We start from the raw sequence: 22,055 nt of genomic DNA, 5'->3' as shown, positions 1-22,055 counted from the left end.
TGAACGTCACACGGTCTTCACCTGACCGCCCCCGGCGCCCTCCCCGAATCATGGGCGTTGAGCTGCGGCGATGAGGGTGGTCCAGGGGTCGATCCAGGTGACGCACCGTCGATTTCACGCCACTTCCGCATCCCGTCGCGGGGTTTTCCGCCCGTTCATTGACGGCCTTTCTCACACGGCCGTTTCATCATGACGCCCCGAGGCGCGCCGCTCGGCTCCCTCCCGAGCGCTCCCGGTGGCATTACCCGCGCTTTCCCTCGTGCTTTCCGGTGCTTTCCCGGCGCTCTCAGGCGCTTTCCCGCACTTTCCCCGACCTTTCGAAAAGGGTGGTTCCCGTGGCCGTCGTTCTGGACCCTTCGTCTTCCGCCGAAGACGCACCCTCGCGGCATTGGCTGGACCGGATCGGCATTCGCCGAGCGCTCGCCTGGGGATTCCTCGGCATCCTCGTCTTCATGATCGGGGACGGGGTCGAGTCGGGTTACCTGTCGCCGTACCTCCTGGACGAGGGCGTGTCCAAGGAGCGCGTGGCACTGCTGTTCAGCGTCTACGGCGTCACCGCGAGCGTCGCCGCCTGGTTCTCCGGCGCGCTGTCCGACCTGTGGGGTCCGCGCCGGGTGATGCTGCTCGGCCTGGGGGTCTGGGGCGTGTTCCAGGTGGTCTTCCTGGTGTTCGCCGTACCGGCGGCCGACTTCTCCCTGCTGCTGCTGAGTTACGGCTTGCGCGGATTCGGCTATCCGCTCTTCGCGTACGGGTTCCTCGTCTGGGTCACGGCGGTGACGCCGCAGCGCCGGCTGGGCTCCGCCGTGGGCTGGTTCTGGTTCGCCTTCACCGGCGGCCTGCCGACGCTGGGATCGCTGGTCGCCAGTTTCGCGGTGCCGCGGATCGGCGCGTACAGCACGCTGTGGCTGTCGCTCGGGCTGGTCGTGGCGGGCGGCCTGATCGCCCTGCTGCTGGTGCGCGAGCCCACCGGCCGGCAGCGGCTCGCCCCCACCGGGGAGCGCCCGGTCGCCACTCTGATCGGCTCGCTCGCGATCATCTGGCGCAACCCGAAGATCGGTACGGGCGCGGTCGTCCGGGCCATCAACACGGCGCCGCAGTTCGGTTTCCTGGTGTTCCTCCCGATCTTCTTCACCGAGACGCTCGGTTTCACGCTCAGCGAGTGGCTCCAGCTGCTGTCCGCGATGTTCGCCACGAACATCTTCTTCAACCTGATCTTCGGAGTCGTGGGCGACCGGATCGGCTGGCAGCGCACCGTCGCGTGGTGCGGCGGAGTCGGCTGCGCGGTGACCACGCTGCTGCTGTACTACGGCACCGTGTGGGCCGGCAACGACTACGCCCTGGCCATGGTGCTGGTGAGCCTGTTCGGTGCGACGCTCGCCGGTTACGTACCCCTGTCGGCGCTGATGCCGTCCCTGGACCCGGCGCACAAGGGCCAGGCGATGTCCGCCCTGAACCTGGGCGCGGGTGCCAGCGCCTTCCTCGGGCCGGCGCTGGTGGGCGTCTTCCTCGGCCCGCTGGGCGTGCAGGGAGTGATGTGGATCTTCGCGGGGCTGTACCTGGCGAGTGCCGTGATGGCCCTGTTCCTGAGGCTGCCGGAACCGGTAGCGGCCGGGGCGCCGGGGTACTCGTCGCGCCCCGGCCCGGCATCGCGGGCACGGAACGAGTCGCCGGAGGCGTAGCCATGAGTGATGCGTGGGACTATCCGACCCCCTCACAGGCGGAGGGCGAGCGGGAGCCGGGCGTGGACGAACACCCCGACGTGGCCCGTTCGACTCCGTCCCAGGCCGAGGGCGAGCGCCTCGCCACCGAGGAGGAGCAGGCGGAGCCCGGTGAGGAGAGGCACCCCGGATGAGGCGGTACCGGGGGGGGGGGGGGGGGGGCTCCCCCCCCCCCCCCCCCCCCCCCCCCCGCTGCCCGCGCCATCACCGGCCGTGACGTCCGGGTGTCCCGCCGCCGGGCGGCGGGGGTCGCGGGGGTGGCCACCGGGCCGGCGGCCCGGTGGGCGGAGCGGTGCGCCGTCACGACCGGTGACGGTGCGGCCAGGAATGCTCCGCGATCAACGGGGCACCCGCCGGTACGGAGCGGGCGGCCGGAAACAGCCGGAACCAGCGGCAGGCAGATGCCCGCTCCCCGTCTTGGAGGAGTTGTGGTGATTGATTCACATGGGGTCGAGGAGGACGCTGAGGTCCCCGATGCGCTGGGGGGTGCCGTATGTGCGGGCTGAGCGGTGAGATCCGCTTCGACGACCGGCGGCCGGACGTGGCCGCGGTGGAACGCATGACGGACCGGCTGGCGGCCCGCGGCCCCGACGGCCGGGGCATCTGGTCGCAGGGACCCGTGGCGCTGGGGCACCGCCGCCTGAAGATCATCGATCTGTCGGAGCGCGGCGCGCAGCCGATGACGGACACCGAGGCCCGGCTCACCGGGGTGTTCAACGGGTGCATATACAACTACCAGGAGGTGCGCGACGAGCTGTGCGCCCTGGGGCACCGGTTCTTCTCCACCTCGGACACCGAGGTGATCCTGAAGGCCTACAGACAGTGGGGCACCGACTGCGTCGACCACTTCATGGGCATGTTCGCGTTCGTCATCGTCGAGAACGACACCGGCCGGGTGGTACTGGCAAGGGACCGACTGGGCATCAAGCCCCTGTATCTGAGCCGGACACCCGGCCGGCTGCGGTTCGCCTCGACCCTGCCCGCCCTGCTCGCCGGCGGCGGGGTCGACACCTCGCTCGACCCGGTCGCGCTGCACCAGTACCTCAGCTGGCACGCCACCGTGGCGGCGCCGCGCACGGTGCTCGCCGGGGTCCGCAAGCTGCCGCCCGCGACGGTGCGGGTGGTGGAGCGGGACGGCTCGTACACCGACCGCTGCTACTGGCAGCCGTCGTACACCCGGCGCCCCGAGTTCGCCGGGATGGACGCCGGTGACTGGCGGGACGCGGTGCTCGACGCGCTGCGCAAGGCGGTACGGCGGCGGATGGTCGCCGACGTGCCGGTCGGCGTGCTGCTCTCCGGCGGGCTCGACTCGTCGCTGATCGTGGGCCTGCTGGCCGAGGAGGGCCAGAAGGACCTGGCGACGTTCAGCGTGGGGTTCGAGGCCGAGGGCGGCGAGGAGGGCGACGAGTTCACCTACTCCGACCTGATCGCCCGGCGGTACGAGACCGACCACCACCAGCTGATGGTGCCCTCCGACCGGGTGTCGACCGCCCTCGACGGAGCCGTCGCGGCGATGAGCGAGCCCATGATCAGCCATGACGTGGTCGCCTTCCACCTGCTGTCCGAGCTGGTGTCCAAGGAGGTCAGCGTCGTCCAGAGCGGTCAGGGCGCCGACGAGGTGTTCGCGGGCTACCGCTGGTATCCCGACATGGCCGCCGTCGAGCGGGAGCGCGAGCCCGAGCGGTACGCCGAGGTCTACTTCGACCGGCCGCACTCCGACATGGCCCGCATCCTCCAGCCCCACCTGCTCACCGACCACGACGTCTCCGGACGGTTCGTCCACGAGCACATGGCCGCTCCGGGCGCCGAGACCGCCCTGGACGCGGCGCTGCGGCTGGACACGCACGTGATGCTGGTGGACGACCCGGTCAAGCGGGTCGACAACATGACCATGGACTGGGGCCTGGAGGCCCGCACGCCCTTCCTCGACCACGAGCTGGTGGAGCTGGCCGCGGCCTGCCCGCCGGAGCTGAAGCTGGCGCAGGGCGGCAAGGGCGTGTTGAAGGACGCCGGGCGGGCGCTGCTGCCCCGCGAGGTCGTCGACCGTCCCAAGGGGTACTTCCCGGTTCCGGCCATCCGCCACATGGCGGGCCCCGTCCTCGAACGGGTTCGGCAGGCGCTGAACGCCCCTGAGGCGAAGGCGCGCGGCCTCTTCCGCGAGGAGTACCTCGCCGAGCTGCTCGCCGCCCCCGACGACCACCGGACGAACCGCGGGGCGAACGCCCTGTGGCACGTAGCGTTGCTGGAGATATGGCTGCAGACGCACAGGATCAGCTGACCGGGGCCTCGTCGGCGGCACCTCTCCTGGTGCCGCTCGCCGACGCGGCCGGCGCCCGGGACACCCCGCAGCCGCTCGTGTCGCACGGCTGCTGGTACCCGTCGGCCGACCCCACCGGCGAGCACGTGGCGTTCATCTGCGACCGCACGGGGGTGCCGCAGCTCTGGACGGGACCGGTGCACGGGTCGGTCCACGGGCCGGACCTCCACCTGCTCGACGCCGACCCGGACCCGGTCACCGAGGTGGCGTGGTCGCCCGACGGGCGCTGGATCGCCTACACGGTCGCGCCCGGCGGCGGCGAGCACACCCGGGTGCTGTGCGTACGCCCGGACGGCACCGGCCGCCGGATCGTGGCGGGCGCGGACGCCGGCAGCTCGGCGTACCTCGGCTGCTGGACGCGCGACGGCTCGGCCGTGGCGGTCACGGTCGCCGAACCGCCGCCGGAGCTCGGCCGGCTCGTCCGCGAGGACGCCGCCGCACCGGAACGGGAGGTGTTCGGGGAGCTGCCGCCCGACTGGGCCGACCGGCACGGGCACGCCACCCTGCTGGGCGGCGCGCGCCGGGGCGAGGCGGGCCCGCGGCCCGGCGGGGCGTCGCTCGACGGCGCCGTGCGGGACCGGCTCAGCGCCTACCTGGTCGACCCCGACGGGCTGGCCTCGCCCGTGCTGGTGGCCGCCGAGAGCGGCGCCGCGACGCTCCGGGTGTGCGACGTGAGCCAGGACGGGCGGCTGGCGCTGGTGCGCCGGGGGCCGCGCGGACGGCGGGAGGCCATGGTGGTGCGCACCGCCGACCTCGGCACGGGGTCCGTGCTGCGGGTGGCCGACGGCGACCCGTGGATCGGCCGTTTCTCGCCGGACGGCCGGACGGTGTGGCTGCGCAGCGACCACGAGCGGGAGTTCGCGGCGCTGCTGGCCGCCGGGCTGGACGACGAGGGCCGGCGAACCGGTCTGTCGGTGCTGGCCGAGCGGGACGGCAGCGACCTGGAGTTGCTGGCGTTCGCCGAGGAGGGGCACACCGCCGCGCTGGCCTGGAACGTGCGCGGCGCCAGCGCGTTCCAGACCCTCGGCCTCCCGGCGGCCGTAACCGCCGCGTCCGCACCCGGCGGCGACGCGACCGGGACGTCGCCGTGGGGCGACGCGACCGGGACCGCGCCCTGGGGCGGCGCCACCGGGACCGCACCGCCGCAGGACGTGGCCCTGCCGCACGAGGTGGTCACCCGGATCGGCCGGGCCGGGCCGGGCGGGCTGGTGCTGGCCCTGTCGGGCTCGCAGCGGCGCCCCGGCGTGTGGTGGCTGCCCCGCGGCGCGTCCCCCGCGCGCACGCCCTGGTCCTCGCGGGACGAGGACGCCGTGCCTCCGGGCCGGCCGCCGGTGCGTCCGGCGCCGCTGCGGCCCCGGGCACGGGACGGGCTGGTGCTGGGCGGCTGGTACTACCGGGCGCCGGGGCGCGCCGAGGGGCGTCCCGCACCGTGCGTGATCCACCTGCACGGGGGTCCGGAGGAACAGGAACGGCCGGTGTTCGAGCCGCTGTACCACGAGCTGACCGGGCGGGGCCTGGACGTGTTCGCCCCCGACGTGCGGGGCTCCTCCGGCTACGGGCGGTCCTTCGTGGACGCCGATCTCGGCACCGGGCGGTACGCCGCGATCGCGGACGTCGCGGACTGCGCGGCGCATGTGGTCCTGTCCGGGCGCGCCGACCCGACGCGGCTCGCGGTGATGGGGCGCTCGTACGGCGGCTACCTCACCCTGGCCTCGCTGGTCTGGCACCCGGACCTGTTCCGCACGGGCGTCGCGGTGTGCGGCATGTCCGACTTCGCGACGTTCTTCGCCGGCACGGAGCCGTGGATCGCCGAATCGGCGGCCCACAAGTACGGCCATCCGGAGCGGGACCGGGAACTGCTGCGCGCGCTGTCCCCGATGAGCCGCGTCGACGAGCTGCGCGTTCCGCTGCTGGCGGTGCACGGCGAGCACGACACCAACGTGCCGCCGGGCGAGTCGGAGCAGATCGTCCGGGCCGCCCGGGAGCGGGGGCACGCCGCGGAGCTGCTGATGCTGCGCGAGGAGGGGCACGAGTTCCGGCGGGCGGACAACCGGCGGCTGTTCCGGCGCGCCGCCGCGGACTGGCTGGAGCGCCATCTGACCGGCTGAGCGGAGGAGCGAGGGCGGGCCCGGGCGCCTCCGGGGCCCGGTCGGCGACCCCGTGCGGTGACCACCGTATCGGCTTAAAGTGACCGGACACGGGCATTCCGTACGGACTCCGGAACCCGACCGAGACTGCGGAGGCGCGGAGCATGATCCCCTCGATGGCCTCGTACGCCGTGGTCGTCCCCACCATCGGACGCCCCTGCCTCGCCGACTGCCTCGCCGCGCTCGCCTCCTGCGAGGGGCCCGAGCCGAGCCGGATCCTGGTGGTGGACGACCGCCCCGGCCCGCCCGGCGACCCGCTGCCACTGCACGCGCTGGGGCACCTCGCGGACCGGGCCGTGGTCCTGCGCAGCGGCGGGCGGGGCCCGGCGGCGGCCCGCAACACGGGGACGCGCGCGGTGGACGAGCCGTGGACGGTGCTCCTCGACGACGACGTACGGGTCGGGCCGCACTGGCGCGAGCAGCTGGTCCGCGACCTGGCGGAGGCCTCCCCCGACACCGGCGGCGTGCAGGGGGTCGTCCGGGTGCCGCTGCCCGCCGACCGGCGCCCCACCGACTGGGAACGCAACACGGCGGGCCTCCAGGGTGCGCTCTGGGTCACCGCCGACATGGCGTACCGCACCGAGGTGCTCGCGTCGGTCGGCGGCTTCGACGAGCGGTTCCCGCGGGCGTTCCGCGAGGACGCCGATCTGGCGCTGCGGGTCGTCGACGCGGGATGGCGGATCGTCCGGGGCGAGCGGCGCACCGACCACCCGGTGCGGCCCGCCGACCGGTGGGTGTCGGTCCGGCTCCAGCGGGGCAACGCCGACGACGCCCTGATGAAGCGGCTGCACGGCCCCGACTGGTGGGAGCGGGCCGCCGCGCCGCGCGGCCGGATCCGGCGGCACGCGGCGGTCGCCGCGGCGGGCGCCGGCGCGCTGCTCCTGGCCGCCGCGGGACGCCGCCGGGCGGCGCTGCTCGCGGCGGCGGGATGGGTGCTGGGAACCGCGGAGTTCACCCGTGCGCGGATCGCCCCCGGGCCACGGACACCGAACGAGATCGTCACGATGGCCGCGACGAGCGCGGTGATCCCGGCCGTCGCGGTCTGGCACCGGCTCTCCGGGGAGCTGCGCCACCGGTCGGCGGAGAGCTGGGACGGCGCCCTGTGACGCGCCCGTCGGCGGTGCTGTTCGACCGGGACGACACACTCGTCGAGGACGTCCCCTACAACGGCGACCCGGAGCGGGTGCGGCCCATGCCGGGCGCCTCCGAAGCGGTGCGCCTGCTGCGGGAGCACGGGATCCGGACCGCGGTGGTGTCCAACCAGTCGGGCATCGGCCGGGGCCTGCTGACCGATGCCCAGGTGCGGGCGGTCAACGCCCGGGTGGACGCGCTGCTGGGCCCGTTCGACGCGTGGGCGTACTGCCCGCACGCCCCCGAGGACGGCTGCGGCTGCCGCAAGCCGGCGCCCGGCCTGGTGACGGATGTGGCCCGGCTGCTGGGCGTACGGCCCGAGGACTGCGTCCTGATCGGCGACATCGGCGCCGACATGGGCGCGGCGCTGGCGGCCGGGGCGCGCGGCGTGCTGGTGCCCACCGCACGGACCCTGCCGGTGGAGGTGGCTGCCGCGCCGGTGGTGTGCGCCGACCTGCTCGGCGCGGTACGGCACGTGCTTCACGAGGAGCCGTGCGCGGGCGCGGCCGGCGAGCGGGCGGCGGGGCACGCGGTCACGGCCGGCGAGCGGGCGGCGGGGTCCGGGGGGCGGGGATGAGGGCCGTGGTCGTGCGCCTCGACAGCTTCGGGGACGTTCTGCTCGCCGGGCCCGCCGTGCGGGCGGTCGCCGGCCGGGCGGACCGGGTGACGCTGCTGTGCGGGCCGCGCGGGGCTCCGGCCGCGCGGCTGCTGCCGGGCGTGGACGAGGTCCTGGTGTGGGACGCCCCCTGGGTGGGGTTCAGCCCGCCACCGGTGGAGCGCGCCGACATCGACCGGGTGGTGGACCGGGTCGCCGCCGTCCGCGCGGACGCCGCGCTGGTCCTCACCTCGTTCCACCAGAGCCCGCTCCCCGCCGCGCTGCTGCTGCGCATGGCCGGTGTCGGGCACATCGCCGCCGACAGCGTCGACGCCCCCGGCTCACTGCTGGACGTCCGCCACCACAGGGCGCCGGGTGCCCATGAGGCGCGGGCCGCGCTGGACCTGGCCGAGGCCGCCGGGTTCCCCCGCCCGCCGGACGACGACGGGCGGCTGCGCGTGCGGCACGCGCCCGGCGCGCCCGGCCTGACCGGGCCGGGGCCGTACGTCGTGGTCCACCCGGGCGCGAGCGTGGCGGCCCGGCGGTGGAGCCCCGAGCGGTGCGCCCACGCGGTACGGCTGCTGGCCGGCGCCGGGCACCGGGTGGTCGTCACGGGCGGGCCCGACGAACGGGAACTGACCGCGCTGGTCGCGGGCCGGGACGGGCTGGACCTGGGCGGCCGGACGGAGCCGCCGCAGCTGGCCGCGGTGCTGGCGGCGGCCGGTGCGGTGGTGGTCGGCAACACCGGCCCGGCGCACCTGGCGGCGGCCGTCGGCACGCCGATCGTGTCGTTGTTCTCGCCGGTCGTCCCGGCCGGGCGCTGGGGCCCGTACGGCGTGCCCCACGTGCTGCTGGGCGACCAGCGGGCGCCGTGCGCGGAGACCAGGGCCCGGGAGTGCCCGGTGCCGGGGCACCCGTGCCTGGACGAGGTGACGGCCGAGGACGTGGTGACGGCCGTGGAGAAACTGCTGGAGGACGGCGCGTGAGGCGGCGAGTGCTCGTGCTGCGGGCGCTCGGCCTGGGCGACCTGCTGGCGGGGGTCCCGGCGCTGCGGGCGCTGCGGCGCGCCTTCCCGGCGTACGAGATCGTCCTCGCCGCGCCGGAGCAGCTGGCGGCGCCCGCGGCGGCGTCCGGGGCGGTCGACCGGCTGCTGCCGGCGTCGGCACCCGGCCGGGCCGTACCGGCGCGGCTGGACTGGAGGGGACCGCCGCCGGACGTGGCGGTCGACCTGCACGGCAACGGGCCGCCGAGCCACCGGCTGCTGCAACGGCTGCGGCCGGGCCGCCTGCTGGCGTTCGCGCACCCCGGCACGCCGGAGATCGCGGGCCCCGCGTGGACGGCCGACGAGCACGAGCGGGCCCGCTGGTGCCGGTTCCTGGAGTGGTACGGCATCCCGGCCGACCCCGGCGACGTGCGGCTGGCGGCGCCGGGTGTCGCCTCCCCCGCGCCGGGTGCGGTCGTCGTGCACCCGGGCGCCGACTCCGGGTCGCGGCGCTGGCCGGCGGAGCGGTACGCGGCGGTGGTGCGGGGGCTGCGGCGGCGCGGTCACCGGGTGGTGCTGACCGGCGGGCCGGGTGAGGACGCCCTGCTGGACCGGGTGCTGTCCTGGGCGGTCCGTGCGGACGGGGACGGCGCGGGGCCCTCCGGGGCGGCGGGCGCGGCGGGGGACGCAGAGGGGGTGCGCGCCTTCCGGGGCGGGCTGCCGTTCGACCGGCTGGGCGCCCTGTTCGCGGAGGCCGCCGCGGTGGTCAGCGGCGACACCGGGATCGCCCACCTGGCGGTGGCGTACGGTACGCCGTCCGTCACCCTTTTCGGACCGGTTTCACCCCGATTGTGGGGGCCTCCGCCGGGTACGCGGCACGTGGCGCTGTGGCACCTGGGCCCTCCCGGTGACCCGCACGGGCAGGAGCCGGACCCCCAGCTGCTGCGCATCGGGCCGGACGACGTCCTGAAGGCCCTGCTCGACCACCCGGAGGTGCCCCGGCCGTGACCAGCCCCGAGACCGGCGACAGCCGTACCAGCCTCGTCGTGATCACCCACAACCGGCGCGGTCAGTTGCTGGGCGCCCTGGACCGCCTCACCGGGCTGCCCGAGCGGCCGCCGGTGATCGTCGTCGACAACGCCTCGACCGACGGCACGGCCGAGGCCGTCACCGCCCGCCACCCCGGTGTGACGGTGCTGGCCGCGGGACGCAACCTCGGGGCCCCCGGCCGCACCCTCGGCGTCCGGCACGCCCGGACGCCCTACGTGGCGTTCAGCGACGACGACTCGTGGTGGGAGCCGGGAGCGCTGGCGCGCGCGGCGGACCTGCTGGACCACCACCCGCGGCTGGGGCTGCTCGCCGCGCGCGTCCGGGTCGCCCCGGACGGGGACCCCGACCCGCTCAACGACCTGCTCGCCGCCTCCCCGCTCGACCCCGCCCCCGACCTGCCGGGGCCGCCGGTGCTGGGCTTCCTCGCGTGCGCCGCCGTCGCCCGGCGGGAGGCCTACCTCGAAGCGGGCGGGTACCACCCGATCTTCTTCGTGGGCGGTGAGGAGACGCTGCTCGCGTACGACCTGACCGCCCGCGGCTGGGGGGTGTGCCACTCCCCCGGCGTCGTGGCCGTGCACAGCCCGCTGGGCGGGGTGCGGCCGGGCCGGTCCGCCGTCCAGCTGCGCAACGCCGCGCTCACCGCCTGGCTGCGCCGCCCCCTGGCCGTGGCGCTGCGGCACACCGGCGGGCTCGCCGCGCGGGCGCGCCGTGACCCGGCGGCCAGGGACGCGCTGCGCGCCCTGCTGGAGCGGCTGCCGGCCGCGCTGCGGGAGCGCCGGCCGCTCCCGGCCGCCGTGGAGGAGGCGGCTCGCCGGCTGGACGTTCAGGCCCTGGAAGGAGCCGTGCCGTGACGGATCCCCGCACGACGGTCGTCGTGATCACGCGCGGCCCGCGCGACGAGCTGCTGCGTACGTTCCGAGAACTCGCCGCGCTGCCGGAGCGCCCGCCCGTGATGGTCACCGCCATCGGCTCGACGGACGGCACCGCCGAGGCCGTCGCCCGCCGCCACCCGGCCGTCACCGTGCCGAGGCCGGGCCGGAACCCGGGCGCGGTGGGCCGCGATCTCGCGGTACCCCGGGCCCGTACGCCGTACGCCGCCTTCTGCGACGACGACTCCCGGTGGCGACCGGGGGCGCCGGCGTGCGGGGCTGACGTGCTGGACCGGCACGACGGGCTGGCGGCGGTAACCGCGCGGATCCCGGTCCGGCCGGGCGGCCGGGCGGGCCCGATCGTGGCCGGGTCGCGCGACTCGCCGCCCGACCCGGACTGGCTGCCCGGCCCCGCGCTCGGCTCGTTCCTCGCGGCGACCGTGCCGCGCAGGGACGCGGCCCTCGCGGCGGGTGGGTTCAGTCAGCGGCTCCGGCTGGGCGGCGAGGAGGAACCGCTCGCCACGGATCCGGCGGCCCGGGGCTGGCGGCTGGCGTGCGTGGACCGGACGGTCGTCCATCACGCGCCCTCGCCGGCCCGGGGCTCGCGGCGGGGGCACGGGCCGCGCGACGCGCTGTGGTTCTGCCGGCCGCGCAGACCGGTGCTCCCGGCGCTGGGCCGGACGCCGCACCTGGCGCGTACGGTGCCTCGCGACCGGGCCTCGCTGCGGGCGTTCGGCCAGGCGACCGCCGCGTTGCCCTGGGTGCTGCGGAAGCGGCGGGTCGTCCCGCCGGCGGTGGTGGCGCGGCTGACGGCGCTGGTGTGGGCCCGGCGCACGTCGACGGCGCGGCGCCATGTGGGCGATCGCACGAGCTGACCAGGCGGAGCGACGATGTCCGATTCATCCGATGGTTCAGAGGGTACCCGGGACGACATGATCACCATTGGGGTCGAGGAAGAGTACTTGCTGCTCGATCCGGACACATGCCTGCCGGTACCGCTCGCGGAACAGGTGCGCGCGGCGGCGGGTCTGGAACCGATCATCGAGGACGCGGAGGTCCAGTCGGAGCTCCTGCAGGCCCAGGTGGAGATCGCCACGCCGGTGTGCACCGACCTGGAGGAGGTCGGCGGCCACCTGCTGCGGCTGCGCCACGCGCTCGGCACGGCGGCGGAGAAGAACGGCTGCCGGATCGCCGCCTGCGCGACCGCCCCCTACCGGGAGCCGGCGCCGGTGCCGGTCACCCAGAAGGCCCGCTACCTGGCGATGCGCTCCCAGGCCCCGCAGCTCGTGGCCGAACAGCTGGTCAACGGGATGCATGTGCACGCGGCCGTGCCCGACCGCGAGATGGGCGTCGCCGTCCTGAGCCGCATACGGGTCTGGCTGCCCGTCCTGGTCGCCATGTCGGCCAACTCGCCCCTGTGGGACGGCAAGGACACCGGCTTCGCCAGCTGGCGCACGGTGATCTTCGGGCGCTGGCCGGTCAGCGGGCCGCCGCCCTGCTTCACCTCGCTGGAGGATCACGAGAGGCGCGTACAGACGCTGCTGGACACCGGGATCATCACGGACACCGGCCAGCTGTACTGGCAGGCACGGCTGTCCGACAAGTACCCGACGGTCGAGGTGCGCTGCGCGGACGTGCAGCTGCGCGCCGACACGGCGGTCATGTTCGCCGGGATCGTGCGTGGCCTGATCGCGACGGCCATTCGGGACGAGAAGGCGGGCCTGCCGCTGCCGCAGTGCCCGCCGGAACTGCTCCAGGCGTCGAACTGGCACGCCGCCCGCCACGGTCTGAGCGGACGCCTGCTGGACCCGGAGGGCAGGGCGCGCCGGGCCGGCGACGTGCTGGTCATGCTGCTCGACCACGTCACACCCGCGCTCGACGAGGCCGGCGACACCCGGGAGGTGACCTCGCTGGTCCATCGGCTGCTCCAGCAGGGCACCCCGGCGGACCAGCAGCGCCGTGCGCTCGCCGAGGGCGGCCTGCCCGCCCTGGTCGACCTGATCACCAGCGAGACCGTCGCCCCCTGATCCGGCGCCGCCGGGGGCGGCCGCCCCCGGCGGGCCCGTGCGGTCGGTCCGCCCGGGACCCCTGGCGTACGAACCGCCGCGGCGAACTCGCCGAACGCACCGCCGTGCCGCCCGACGTCCTGCCCGCGTCATGCGAGGGCGCCGGGAGCCACTTCCGGCTGCGCCCCGCTCCTGTGCGGGGGCGCGACCAGCACCCCGGGCGCCCGCTACGCGTATCGCCCGGCGGCTGCCGCGGTCCGGCACGCGCCGGGCGGGCATGGTGCCCGGCTCCGGGACCCCGCTCGCGCGGTCCCGTCACGTCGAGCCGCACGTCCCGGACCCGGCCCGCCCGCCGCGACGGGCGCACGCGGGACGCACGGCAGGCGCGCTGCTCAACGCCGTGCTCACCGTCGGTGACCACTCCAACGGCTCAGACCACCGCGCCCCCGGCCCCCGTTCGGCCCAGCCTGGTCGCAGGTGCAAGGGGCACTCGGCCGCCGTTCGCGTCCGCCCCGCGATCCGCACCCCGTCCGGAGGAGACCGCATGAACACCGCTTTCTCGCGCAGCTGGGAGCACGCCGTCGTCACCGGCGGTGCCGGCTTCGTCGGTTCGCACCTGTGCCACACCCTGCTGGACTCGGGCGCGGCCGTCACCTGCGTGGACGACTTCAGCACCGGGCGGCCGGAGAACATATCCGGGCTGCTCGACCACCCCGGTTTCACCCTCGTCGAGGCGAACGTGTCCGAGCCGTTCTCCGTGGACCGCCCACCGGACCTGGTGCTCCACTTCGCCTCGCCCGCCTCTCCCGCCGACTACCTGCGCCTGCCGCTGCACACGCTGGAGACCGGCAGCCTCGGCACCCGCCACGCGCTGGCCCTCGCCCACCGCTCCGAGGCGCGTTTCCTCCTCGCCTCCACCTCCGAGGTGTACGGCGACCCCCAGCAGCACCCGCAGAACGAGCGGTACTGGGGGAACGTCAACCCGGTGGGGCCGCGCAGCGTGTACGACGAGGCCAAGCGATTCGGCGAGGCGCTCACCACCGCGGAGGCCGAGGTGCACGGCACGGACGCCGGGATCGTCCGGCTGTTCAACACCTACGGGCCCCGGATGCGTGGCCACGACGGGCGGGCCGTCCCCACCTTCGTGCGCCAGGCGCTGGCCGGCGAGCCCCTCACCGTGACCGGTGACGGGCTCCAGACGCGGTCGCTGTGCTACATCGACGACACCGTGCGCGGCATCCTCGCCGCGGCGGCCCACGGGCTGCGCGGCCCGGTGAACATCGGCAACCCGACCGAGATCACCATGCTGGAACTGGCCCGGCTCGTCATCGGGCTCACCGGCTCCGACTCGGAGATCCGCTTCATCGAACGGCCGACGGACGACCCGGCCGTGCGCTGCCCCGACATCACGCTCGCCCGCGACAAGCTCGAATGGGAGCCGCGCGTCGACGCCCCGGAGGGCCTGCGGCGCACCATCGCCTGGTTCCGCGACCACGAGGACTCCCGGTCCTGACCCCCCGCCGCCGGCCGGCCCCCCGGCCCGCCGCCACCCCGACTCGCCGAAAGGCCTGGGACCCCATGCGCATTCTCGGAATCAACGCCCTCTTCCACGATCCCGCCGCCGCGCTGGTCGTCGACGGCCGCACCGTCGCCGCCACGGAGGAGGAGCGGTTCTCGCGCCGCAAGCACGGGAAGCGGCCGCTGCCGTTCTCCGCCTGGGAACTGCCCGAGAAGGCCGCCGCCTGGTGCCTGAAGCGGGCGGGCCTGCGCCCCCAGGACCTGGACGCGGTGGCGTACTCCTTCGACCCCGGCCTCGCCCGGCCCGCCGACGAGATGGGCCTGGACGACCCGTGGGACCACCTGCGGCTGACGTACGCGCGTGAGGCGCCCGGCTTCCTCAGGACGGCGCTGCCGGGCCTGGACCCGGACATCGTCCGCTTCGTACCGCACCACATGGCACACGCGGCGTCCGGCGCGTTCGCCGCCGAGGGCGCCGGCACCTCCTCGGTGCTGGTCCTCGACGGACGGGGCGAACGGGCCTCGCACCTCGCGGCGCGCCGGGTGCACGACCGGCTGGAGGCGCTGTACGCGCAGGACCTGCCGCACTCGCTGGGGCTGGTCTACGAGGAACTCACCGACCACCTCGGCTTCCTGCGCTCGTCCGACGAGTTCAAGGTGATGGCGCTCGCGTCGCACGGCAGACCCAGGATGCTGCCGGAGCTCCGCCGGTACGTGTACCCCACCGGTGACGGCGGATTCCACGCGACCGGGGTGCCGTGGGCGGAACTGTGCCCGCGCCGCCGTCCGGACGAGGCGTGGACGCAGGACCACGCCGACATCGCCGCCAGCGCGCAGGCCCTGCTGGAGGAGACGCTGCTGGACCTGGTGCGCTGGCTGCACGGCCGGACCCACGACCGGGTCCTCACGCTCGCCGGGGGCGTGGCCCTCAACTGCGTGGCCAACGCGCGGATCGCCCGCGAGGGGCCGTTCGACCGGGTGTGGGTGCAGCCCGCCGCCGGTGACGCCGGTACGGCGCTGGGCGGGGCGCTGCTGCTCGCGGCGGGCGGCGGCGACGACCCGGACCCGATGCCGGGTGCCGACCTGGGGCGGGACTGGTCCGACTCGGAGCTCGGCGCCTGGCTGAAGACGGCCGCGGTGCCGTTCGACCGGCCGGCGGACATCGCGGAGACGGTGGCCGAGGCGCTGGCGGACAACGCGATCGTGGCCTGGTTCCAGGGGCGTTCGGAGTTCGGCCCCAGAGCCCTCGGGCACCGCTCGCTGCTGGCGCACCCGGGGCACGCGGGCAACCTGGAGCGGCTCAACGACGTCAAGGGGCGTGAGCAGTTCCGGCCGGTGGCACCGATGGTGCTGACGGAGCGGGCGCCGGAGATCTTCGACGGGGTGATCCCGAGCCCGTACATGCTGTTCGTGCACGACGTGGCGCCCGAGTGGCGGGACCGCATCCCGGCCGTGGTGCACGTCGACGGCACGGCGCGGATCCAGACGGTGGACCGGCGCACCGAGCCGCTGGTGGCGCGGATGCTGACGGAGTTCGAGCGGCGCACCGGGCTGCCGGTGGTGGTCAACACCAGCCTCAACACGGCCGGCCGGCCCATGGTGGACGACCCGCGCGACGCCCTGGAGTGCTTCGGCTCGTCGCCCGTGGACCTGCTGGCCATCGGCCCGTACGCGGTCCGGCGCGGGGACTTCTTCCGCTCCGACGACACCGACGACGCCGCGCGGTGACGGGAGGAGACGGCGATGAACATCCTGCTGTGGCATGTGCACGGGTCGTGGACGACGGCGTTCGTCCAGGGGCCCCACACCTACCTGGTGCCCGTCACCCCCGACCGGGGGCCGGACGGGCTCGGCCGGGCGCGTACCTTCACGTGGCCCGGCTCGGTGCGGGAGGTGACGCCCGAGCGGCTGCGGGACACCCAGGTGGACCTGGTGGTCCTCCAGCGCCCGCACGAGTGGGACCTGGCCGAGCGCTGGCTGGGCGGTCGCCGTCCGGGCCGTGACGTGCCGGCGGTGTACCTGGAGCACAACGCCCCCGACGGCGACGTGCCCGACACCCGGCATCCGTGCGCCGACCGGGACGACGTGACGCTGGTCCACGTCACCCACTTCAACCGGCTCTTCTGGGACAACGGCTCCACCCGGACCGAGGTCGTCGAACACGGCATCGTCGACCCGGGGCACCTGTACACCGGGCGCCTGGCGCGGGCGGCGGTCGTGGTCAACGAGCCGGTGCGGCGCGGCCGGTACACCGGCACGGACCTGCTGCCCGCGCTGTCCGAGGCGGCACCGCTGGACGTGTTCGGCATGCGCACCGAGGGTCTAGCCGGGCATCTGGGCGTACCCGAGGAGCGGTGCCGCAGCACCGACCTGCCGCAGAGCGAGCTGCACGCGGCGATGGCGGAGCGCCGGCTGTACCTGCACCCGATCCGCTGGACGTCGCTGGGCCTGTCCCTGCTGGAGGCCATGCACCTGGGCATGCCGGTCGTGGCGCTGGCCACGACGGAGGCGATCGAGGCGGTCCCGGCGGGTGCCGGAACGCTGTCGACGCGGCCCGAGGTGCTGGCGCGGGCCGCCCGGCGCTATCTCGACGAGCCGGAGGCCGCCGCCGAGGACGGCGCGCGGGCCCGCCAGGCGGTGCTCGAACGGTACGGGCTCAAACGCTTCCTGGACGACTGGGAGCGCGTGATGACGGAGGTGCGCTCATGACATCCCTCGATCCCCTGGAGCCGGTGGACACCGGCCCGGACCGGCGCCCCGGCCCCAGCCCCGCCGACCTCGGCGCGCTCGACGCGCTCGGTGACCTCGACCCGCTCGGTGACATCGGCGCGGAGGCCGAGGCCGTCGAGGCGCTGGACGCCGCCGCGTTCGGCCCCGGCGGGCCCGCCGGCCGCGGGATGTCCGTCGCGCTGGTGTCCGAGCACGCGAGTCCGCTCGCCGTGCTGGGCGGCGTCGACGCGGGCGGCCAGAACGTCCACGTCGCCCGCCTCGCGAGCGCCCTCGCCGACCGCGGCCACCGCGTCACCGTGTACACCCGGCGCGACGCGCGGGACCTGCCCGACCGGGTGATGCTGCGTCCCGGCGTCGAGGTGCGTCATGTCCCGGCCGGGCCGCCGGAGCCCATCCCGAAGGACGAACTCCTGCCGTACATGGCGGACTTCGGCCTGTGGATGGCCCGGGAGTGGCGGGGCCGGGCACCCGACCTGGTGCACTCTCACTTCTGGATGTCCGGCGTGGCCTCCCTGCGGGCGACCCGGGAGGCGCGTCTGCCGTTCCTGCACACGTACCACGCGCTGGGCACCGTGAAGCGGCGGCACCAGAAGCAGGCCGACACCAGCCCGCCGCAACGTGTCGCCCTCGAACGCGAGGTGGGCCTCGGCTGCGACCGGGTGATCGCCACCTGCCACGACGAGGTCTACGAACTCGGCCGGATGCGCATACCCGCTGCCAAGGTGGGCGTCGTGCCGTGCGGCGTGGACACCGAGGTGTTCCACCCCGGGGGCCCGGCCGCCGCACGGGACGGCGGCCACCGCTACCGGCTGCTCCAGCTGGGGCGGCTGGTCCCCCGCAAGGGCGCGGCGGTGTCCATCACGGCGCTGACCCGGCTGCCGGACACCGAGCTGCTCGTCGTCGGCGGCCCTCCCGCCGACCGGCTCCACGACGACCCGGAGATACGCCGGCTGCGGGAGATCGCCCGGCTCGCCGGCGTCGCGGACCGCGTCCGGTTCACCGGCGGCGTGACGCCCGAGGACGTGGCGCCACTGCTGCGGAGCGCGGACGTGGTGCTGTGCCCGGCGGACTACGAACCGTTCGGGATCGTGCCGCTGGAGGCCATGGCGTGCGGGCGGCCGGTGGTCGCCAGCGCCGTCGGCGGGCAGCTCGACACCGTCGACGACCCGGAGACCGGGCGCCTGGTGCCGCCCCGGGACCCCGACGCGCTGGCCCGCGCGGTCGGAGAACTGCTCGCCGACCCGGCCCTGCGGGCGGCGTGCGGCGCGGCCGGCCGCCGCAGGGTGCTGAGCCGGTACGGCTGGGCGCGGGTCGCCGCGGCCACCGAGAAGGAGTACGCCGCGGTGCTCGCCGCCCGGCCCGCCGTGACGGGCGTGGCCTGACCCGGTCCACCGGTCCGACGAAGTCCGAAGGAGGTGTGGGCCCCGCCGCCGTTCCGCAGGAACGCGGTACGCCCGAACGCCATGAACGATCCCCTCGCTCCCCCCACCCTCGAAGCGGCGCACGAGCACTGCCGGGCGCTGCAGGACGCGCTCGACCGGCTCCGGCGCCACCATCTGGAACGGATCGCGGAATGGGGCGGCCACCTCGCGGCGGTCCTCCCCATGGGCGGCCGTCTGCTGGCCGCCGGCAACGGAGGCAGCGCCGCGCAGGCCCAGCACCTCACCGCCGAGCTGGTCGGCCGCTACCAGCGGGAACGGCCCGCCTTCTCGGCCATCTCGCTGCACGCCGAGACCTCCAGCGTCACGGCCATCGGCAACGACTACGGGTTCGACCAGGTGTACGCCCGGCAGGTGGCCGCGCACGGCCGTCCCGGTGACGTCCTGGTGCTGCTGTCCACGTCGGGCGGCAGCGCCAACCTGATCGCGGCGGCCGTCACCGCGCGGCAGGCCGGGCTCCGGGTGTGGGCGCTGACCGGTCCACGGCCCAACCCCCTGGCGGAGGCGGCCGACGAGGCGTTGTGCGTCGACGCCGGCTCGACCGCGACCGTCCAGGAGACCCACCTCGTGGCCGTGCACCTGCTGTGCGAGTCGTTCGACGCGGCGCTCGACGCCGGAACGGCGCGGACGGGCAGGGCGGGACGGCCCACTCGGGCGGCGGGCGCGGCGGCGCCGGTCGCGGTCCGGCGGAGGATGTCATGAGCGAGTACAAGCCCCTGGTCGTCGTGGGCGACGTCCTGCTGGACGAGGACATCGAGGGCGTGTCCACCCGGCTGGCGCCGGACGCCCCCGCCCCGGTGGTCGACGTCACCGGAGACCAGCGCCGCCCCGGCGGCGCCGGGCTGGCCGCCGCGCTCGCCACGCGCGGCGGGCGGGACGTGGTGCTGGTGACCGCGCTGGGCGACGACCCGGCCAGCGAGGCGGTACGGCGTTCGCTGCGCGGCCGGGTCCGGCTGGTGGAACTGCCCCTGAACGGCACCCTGCCGGTGAAGACCCGGGTGATGGCGTCCGGCCGGCCGCTGGTGCGGATCGACCGCGGCGGCGGCGACCCGGGCAAGCCCGACGCGGCGGTGCGCGACACGCTCCGGCAGGCCCACGCGGTGCTCGTCGCCGACTACGGGCGGCACACCGCGAGCGCGGTACGGGAACACCTGGCGGCCGTCGCGCCCAAGGTCCCCGTGGTGTGGGACCCGCACCTCAGGGGCGACACGCCGGTGCCCGGCTCGCGGGTCGTCACGCCGAACGCCGCCGAGGCGATGGCGCTGTGCCGCGGTGACGGGGACTCACTGCGCGCGTTCGCGGAACGGGGCGCCGACCTGGCGGAGCGCTGGCGGGTGGCGACCGTGGCCGTGACCCTCGGCGACCGGGGCGTGCTGCTGACGCGGCCGGGCGCCGCGACCCCGATGCTCGTCCCCGCGCCGTACCGGGCGGAGGGTGACGCGTGCGGTGCCGGTGACTGCTTCGCCGCCGCGACTGCCGCCGCGCTGGCGGACGGCGCCCTGCCGGAGGAGGCCGTGCAGCGGGCGGTGGCCGAGGCCGCCGCGTTCGTCGCGGCCGGCGGCGCGGGCAACCCGTCGTTGTGGCGTACGCCGCTGTCGGCCGCGATCCGGGAGGTGCCGGAGACCGACCCCTTCCTGTTGGCCGAGCAGGTGCGGGCTCGGGGCGGAACGGTGGTCGCGACGGGCGGCTGCTTCGACCTGCTGCACGCGGGCCACGTCGGTCTGCTGGAGAGTGCCCGCCGGATCGGCGACTGCCTCATCGTGTGCGTGAACTCCGACGAGTCCGTGGAGCGTCTGAAGGGCCCCGGCCGGCCCCTCAACCCGCTGCCCGACCGGGTGCGGGTGCTCGCGGGCCTCGGCAGCGTGGACGCGGTCGCCGTCTTCGACGGGGACACGCCCTCGGAGCTGCTGAGCCGGCTGCGGCCGGACGTCTGGGTGAAGGGCGGCGACTACTCGGCGGAGGACCTGCCGGAGGCGGAGGTCCTGCGTACGTGGGGCGGCCAGGCGGTGGTGCTGCCGTACCTCGACGGCCGCTCCACGACGCTGCTGGCCCGCCGCGCGGCCGAGTCGGCGGCCCCCATCCGCCCCCCGGGCCGCTGACCCCCGGCCGCGGCCACGGTCCCCCGGGGGCGGTGCCCCCGGCGACCCGGTCCGCTCCCGTTGTGGGCGGTCGTCCCGCTGGGGCGGGACGGGTGGGCGCGACGGGACCGGGGCGGCGCCCCGTGGCACGGTGCCCTGGCAGCGGGTGTGTCCGGATGGGTGGGGGCGTCAGGCCGCCGTCGAGAGCGCCGGGCGGGGCGCGAGGAGCGGCGTCACGACCGGCTCCGGGACGCGGCGGCGGCGCAGGAGGTGCCCCGCGCCGATCGCGGCGGCGGTGAGCAGGCCGCCGGTCACCAGGGCGCCGCGCGCTCCGGCCAGTTCCATCAGCAGGCCGAGCGCCGGCGGGCCCGCCAGACCCCAGACGGTTCTGACGCTGCCCCACACGCCGAGCACGCGGCCCCGCAGGTGGGCGGGCGGGTCGGTCTGGAGGACGGTCGTGCCGGCGGTGTCGGAGACCGACTCCGCGACGGCCATCGGCAGCACGAGGACCAGCAGGACGGCGATCGACGGCGAGAGCCCGGCGACGGCCTGGAGCAGTGCGCCCGCCGCGGCCAGGGCGCCCACGAGCCGTACGGAGGGCTTGCGGAGCCGGGCGCCGAGGACGGCACCGATGATGCCGCCGACGGCGAGGGCCACGGAGACCGTGCCGAAGTCGCCCGCCCCGCCGGCGAGCGGTCCGGTGACGAGTACCGCGAGGGTGAGCCCGTAGTTCCGGCCGAGGACCGCGCTGATACCGGTGATGCCGGCGAGGGCGACCAGCCGTGGGCGGCGGGCGAAGAAGGCCAGGCCCTCGCGGACGGTCATGGCGTCGTCCGGCGTCGCGGCCGGTGCGGACCGGGTGGCGGCGGTCGCCACCGGGCGCAGGAACGGGATGACGGCGGCGACGAGCAGGAACGACACGCCGTTCGCGGCGTACGCGGCGGCCGTGCCGAAGACTCCGACGGCGAGGCCCGCGAGGCCGGCGCCCGCGAGCCGGCCCGCGTTGCCGACCAGGGATCCGACGCCGATGGCGGACGGCGCGTCCTCGGGGCGGACCAGGTCGTTGCCGAGCAGGGCGCAGGCCGGCCCGTCGACGGTGGCGATGAGGCCGGTGACGGCCGCGAGCGCCATCAGGGCGCCCAGACCGAGCTGGTCGAACGCGATGAGCAGCGCGGTGGTGAAGGCGACGGCGCCGAGCAGCACCTGGCTGACGGCCGCCGTCAGCTTGCGGGGCCAGCGGTCGACGGCGGCGCCGCCCGCGACGCCCATGAGGAGGCCGGGCGCCGCCTGGACGGAGAGCGACAGGCCGGTGGCGGCGGCGGAGCCGGTGATCTGGAGGACCAGCAGGTTCTGCACGGTGAGCTGCATCCACGTACCGGCGTTGGACACCAGGTTCGCGACGGACCACCAGCGCATGCTGCGGTAGCTGAGGGAGCGCCACGGCGAGTGGTCGGCGCGCGGGCGGGCGGGGGCAG

At 75.9% G+C, this 22,055-nt stretch carries 18 protein-coding genes; 17 read left to right on the top strand and 1 reads right to left on the bottom strand.

All coding sequences use genetic code 11. From position 1 onward, the window contains the following. The first annotated feature begins 335 nt into the window (after window positions 1-335). From AC07DW_RS25625 to rfaE2, 17 genes are all read left to right on the top strand, one after another. On the top strand, window positions 336-1,679 hold the full coding sequence (locus AC07DW_RS25625; protein WP_478860034.1) for an MFS transporter: 1,344 nt from the start codon (window positions 336-338) through the stop codon (window positions 1,677-1,679). Window positions 1,680-1,681: 2 nt separating this feature from the next. Further along, window positions 1,682-1,852 carry a hypothetical protein gene (locus tag AC07DW_RS25620; protein WP_478860033.1) on the top strand — a complete coding sequence of 57 codons (171 nt, stop codon included), beginning with the start codon at window positions 1,682-1,684 and terminating at the stop codon, window positions 1,850-1,852. Window positions 1,853-2,211: 359 nt separating this feature from the next. Next, window positions 2,212-3,996 carry an N-acetylglutaminylglutamine amidotransferase gene (locus tag AC07DW_RS25615; RefSeq protein WP_478860032.1) on the top strand — a complete coding sequence of 595 codons (1,785 nt, stop codon included), beginning with the start codon at window positions 2,212-2,214 and terminating at the stop codon, window positions 3,994-3,996. Then, window positions 3,969-6,143, top strand: a complete 2,175-nt coding sequence (locus AC07DW_RS25610) for a S9 family peptidase (protein WP_478860031.1) — start codon at window positions 3,969-3,971, stop codon at window positions 6,141-6,143. The genes AC07DW_RS25615 and AC07DW_RS25610 overlap by 28 nt, the downstream gene beginning before the upstream one ends. A 143-nt stretch (window positions 6,144-6,286) precedes the next feature. Further along, window positions 6,287-7,288 (top strand): glycosyltransferase family 2 protein, encoded by a 1,002-nt coding sequence (locus AC07DW_RS25605; protein ID WP_478860030.1) that lies wholly within the window; start codon window positions 6,287-6,289, stop codon window positions 7,286-7,288. Then, window positions 7,285-7,890 carry a D-glycero-alpha-D-manno-heptose-1,7-bisphosphate 7-phosphatase gene (locus AC07DW_RS25600; protein ID WP_478860029.1) on the top strand — a complete coding sequence of 202 codons (606 nt, stop codon included), beginning with the start codon at window positions 7,285-7,287 and terminating at the stop codon, window positions 7,888-7,890. The genes AC07DW_RS25605 and AC07DW_RS25600 overlap by 4 nt, the downstream gene beginning before the upstream one ends. Continuing rightward, the gene (locus AC07DW_RS25595) at window positions 7,887-8,894 is read left to right on the top strand and encodes a glycosyltransferase family 9 protein (RefSeq protein ID WP_478860028.1); all 1,008 of its coding nucleotides are present in this window, start codon (window positions 7,887-7,889) and stop codon (window positions 8,892-8,894) included. Before AC07DW_RS25600 ends, AC07DW_RS25595 begins: the two co-directional genes overlap by 4 nt. Then, window positions 8,891-9,898, top strand: coding sequence for a glycosyltransferase family 9 protein (locus AC07DW_RS25590; RefSeq protein ID WP_478860027.1), 1,008 nt, complete (start codon window positions 8,891-8,893; stop codon window positions 9,896-9,898). The genes AC07DW_RS25595 and AC07DW_RS25590 overlap by 4 nt, the downstream gene beginning before the upstream one ends. After that, on the top strand, window positions 9,895-10,791 hold the full coding sequence (locus AC07DW_RS25585; RefSeq protein ID WP_478860026.1) for a glycosyltransferase family 2 protein: 897 nt from the start codon (window positions 9,895-9,897) through the stop codon (window positions 10,789-10,791). The genes AC07DW_RS25590 and AC07DW_RS25585 overlap by 4 nt, the downstream gene beginning before the upstream one ends. After that, entirely contained in the window at window positions 10,788-11,684 is an 897-nt protein-coding gene (locus AC07DW_RS25580) for a glycosyltransferase family 2 protein (protein WP_478860025.1), read from the top strand. Before AC07DW_RS25585 ends, AC07DW_RS25580 begins: the two co-directional genes overlap by 4 nt. A gap of 57 nt (window positions 11,685-11,741) precedes the next feature. Further along, entirely contained in the window at window positions 11,742-12,836 is a 1,095-nt protein-coding gene (locus AC07DW_RS25575; protein ID WP_478860024.1) for a carboxylate-amine ligase, read from the top strand. A 523-nt stretch (window positions 12,837-13,359) separates the two neighbouring features. After that, window positions 13,360-14,328, top strand: a complete 969-nt coding sequence (locus tag AC07DW_RS25570; RefSeq protein WP_478860023.1) for an NAD-dependent epimerase/dehydratase family protein — start codon at window positions 13,360-13,362, stop codon at window positions 14,326-14,328. Between the two features lie 65 nt (window positions 14,329-14,393). After that, window positions 14,394-16,061: a carbamoyltransferase family protein gene (locus tag AC07DW_RS25565; protein WP_478860022.1), complete on the top strand. Its 1,668-nt coding sequence runs from the start codon at window positions 14,394-14,396 to the stop codon at window positions 16,059-16,061. Between the two features lie 15 nt (window positions 16,062-16,076). Further along, entirely contained in the window at window positions 16,077-17,042 is a 966-nt protein-coding gene (locus AC07DW_RS25560; protein ID WP_478860021.1) for a glycosyltransferase, read from the top strand. Between the two features lie 188 nt (window positions 17,043-17,230). Further along, entirely contained in the window at window positions 17,231-18,445 is a 1,215-nt protein-coding gene (locus AC07DW_RS25555) for a glycosyltransferase (RefSeq protein ID WP_478860042.1), read from the top strand. 81 nt (window positions 18,446-18,526) lie between these two features. After that, entirely contained in the window at window positions 18,527-19,204 is a 678-nt protein-coding gene (locus AC07DW_RS25550) for a D-sedoheptulose-7-phosphate isomerase (RefSeq protein WP_478860020.1), read from the top strand. Continuing rightward, window positions 19,201-20,601 carry a D-glycero-beta-D-manno-heptose 1-phosphate adenylyltransferase gene (gene rfaE2 / locus AC07DW_RS25545; protein WP_478860019.1) on the top strand — a complete coding sequence of 467 codons (1,401 nt, stop codon included), beginning with the start codon at window positions 19,201-19,203 and terminating at the stop codon, window positions 20,599-20,601. Before AC07DW_RS25550 ends, rfaE2 begins: the two co-directional genes overlap by 4 nt. 168 nt (window positions 20,602-20,769) lie before the next feature. Here the strand turns inward: rfaE2 and AC07DW_RS25540 are convergent, their stop codons facing one another. Next, window positions 20,770-21,996 carry an MFS transporter gene (locus tag AC07DW_RS25540; RefSeq protein ID WP_478860041.1) on the bottom strand — a complete coding sequence of 409 codons (1,227 nt, stop codon included), beginning with the start codon at window positions 21,994-21,996 and terminating at the stop codon, window positions 20,770-20,772. Between the last annotated feature and the right edge of the window lie 59 nt (window positions 21,997-22,055).

It is taken from the genome of Streptomyces sp. NPDC045701, assembly GCF_056432045.1.
Note: the sequence above shows the minus strand (reverse complement) of the source record. Positions and strands in the feature narration are given on the sequence as shown.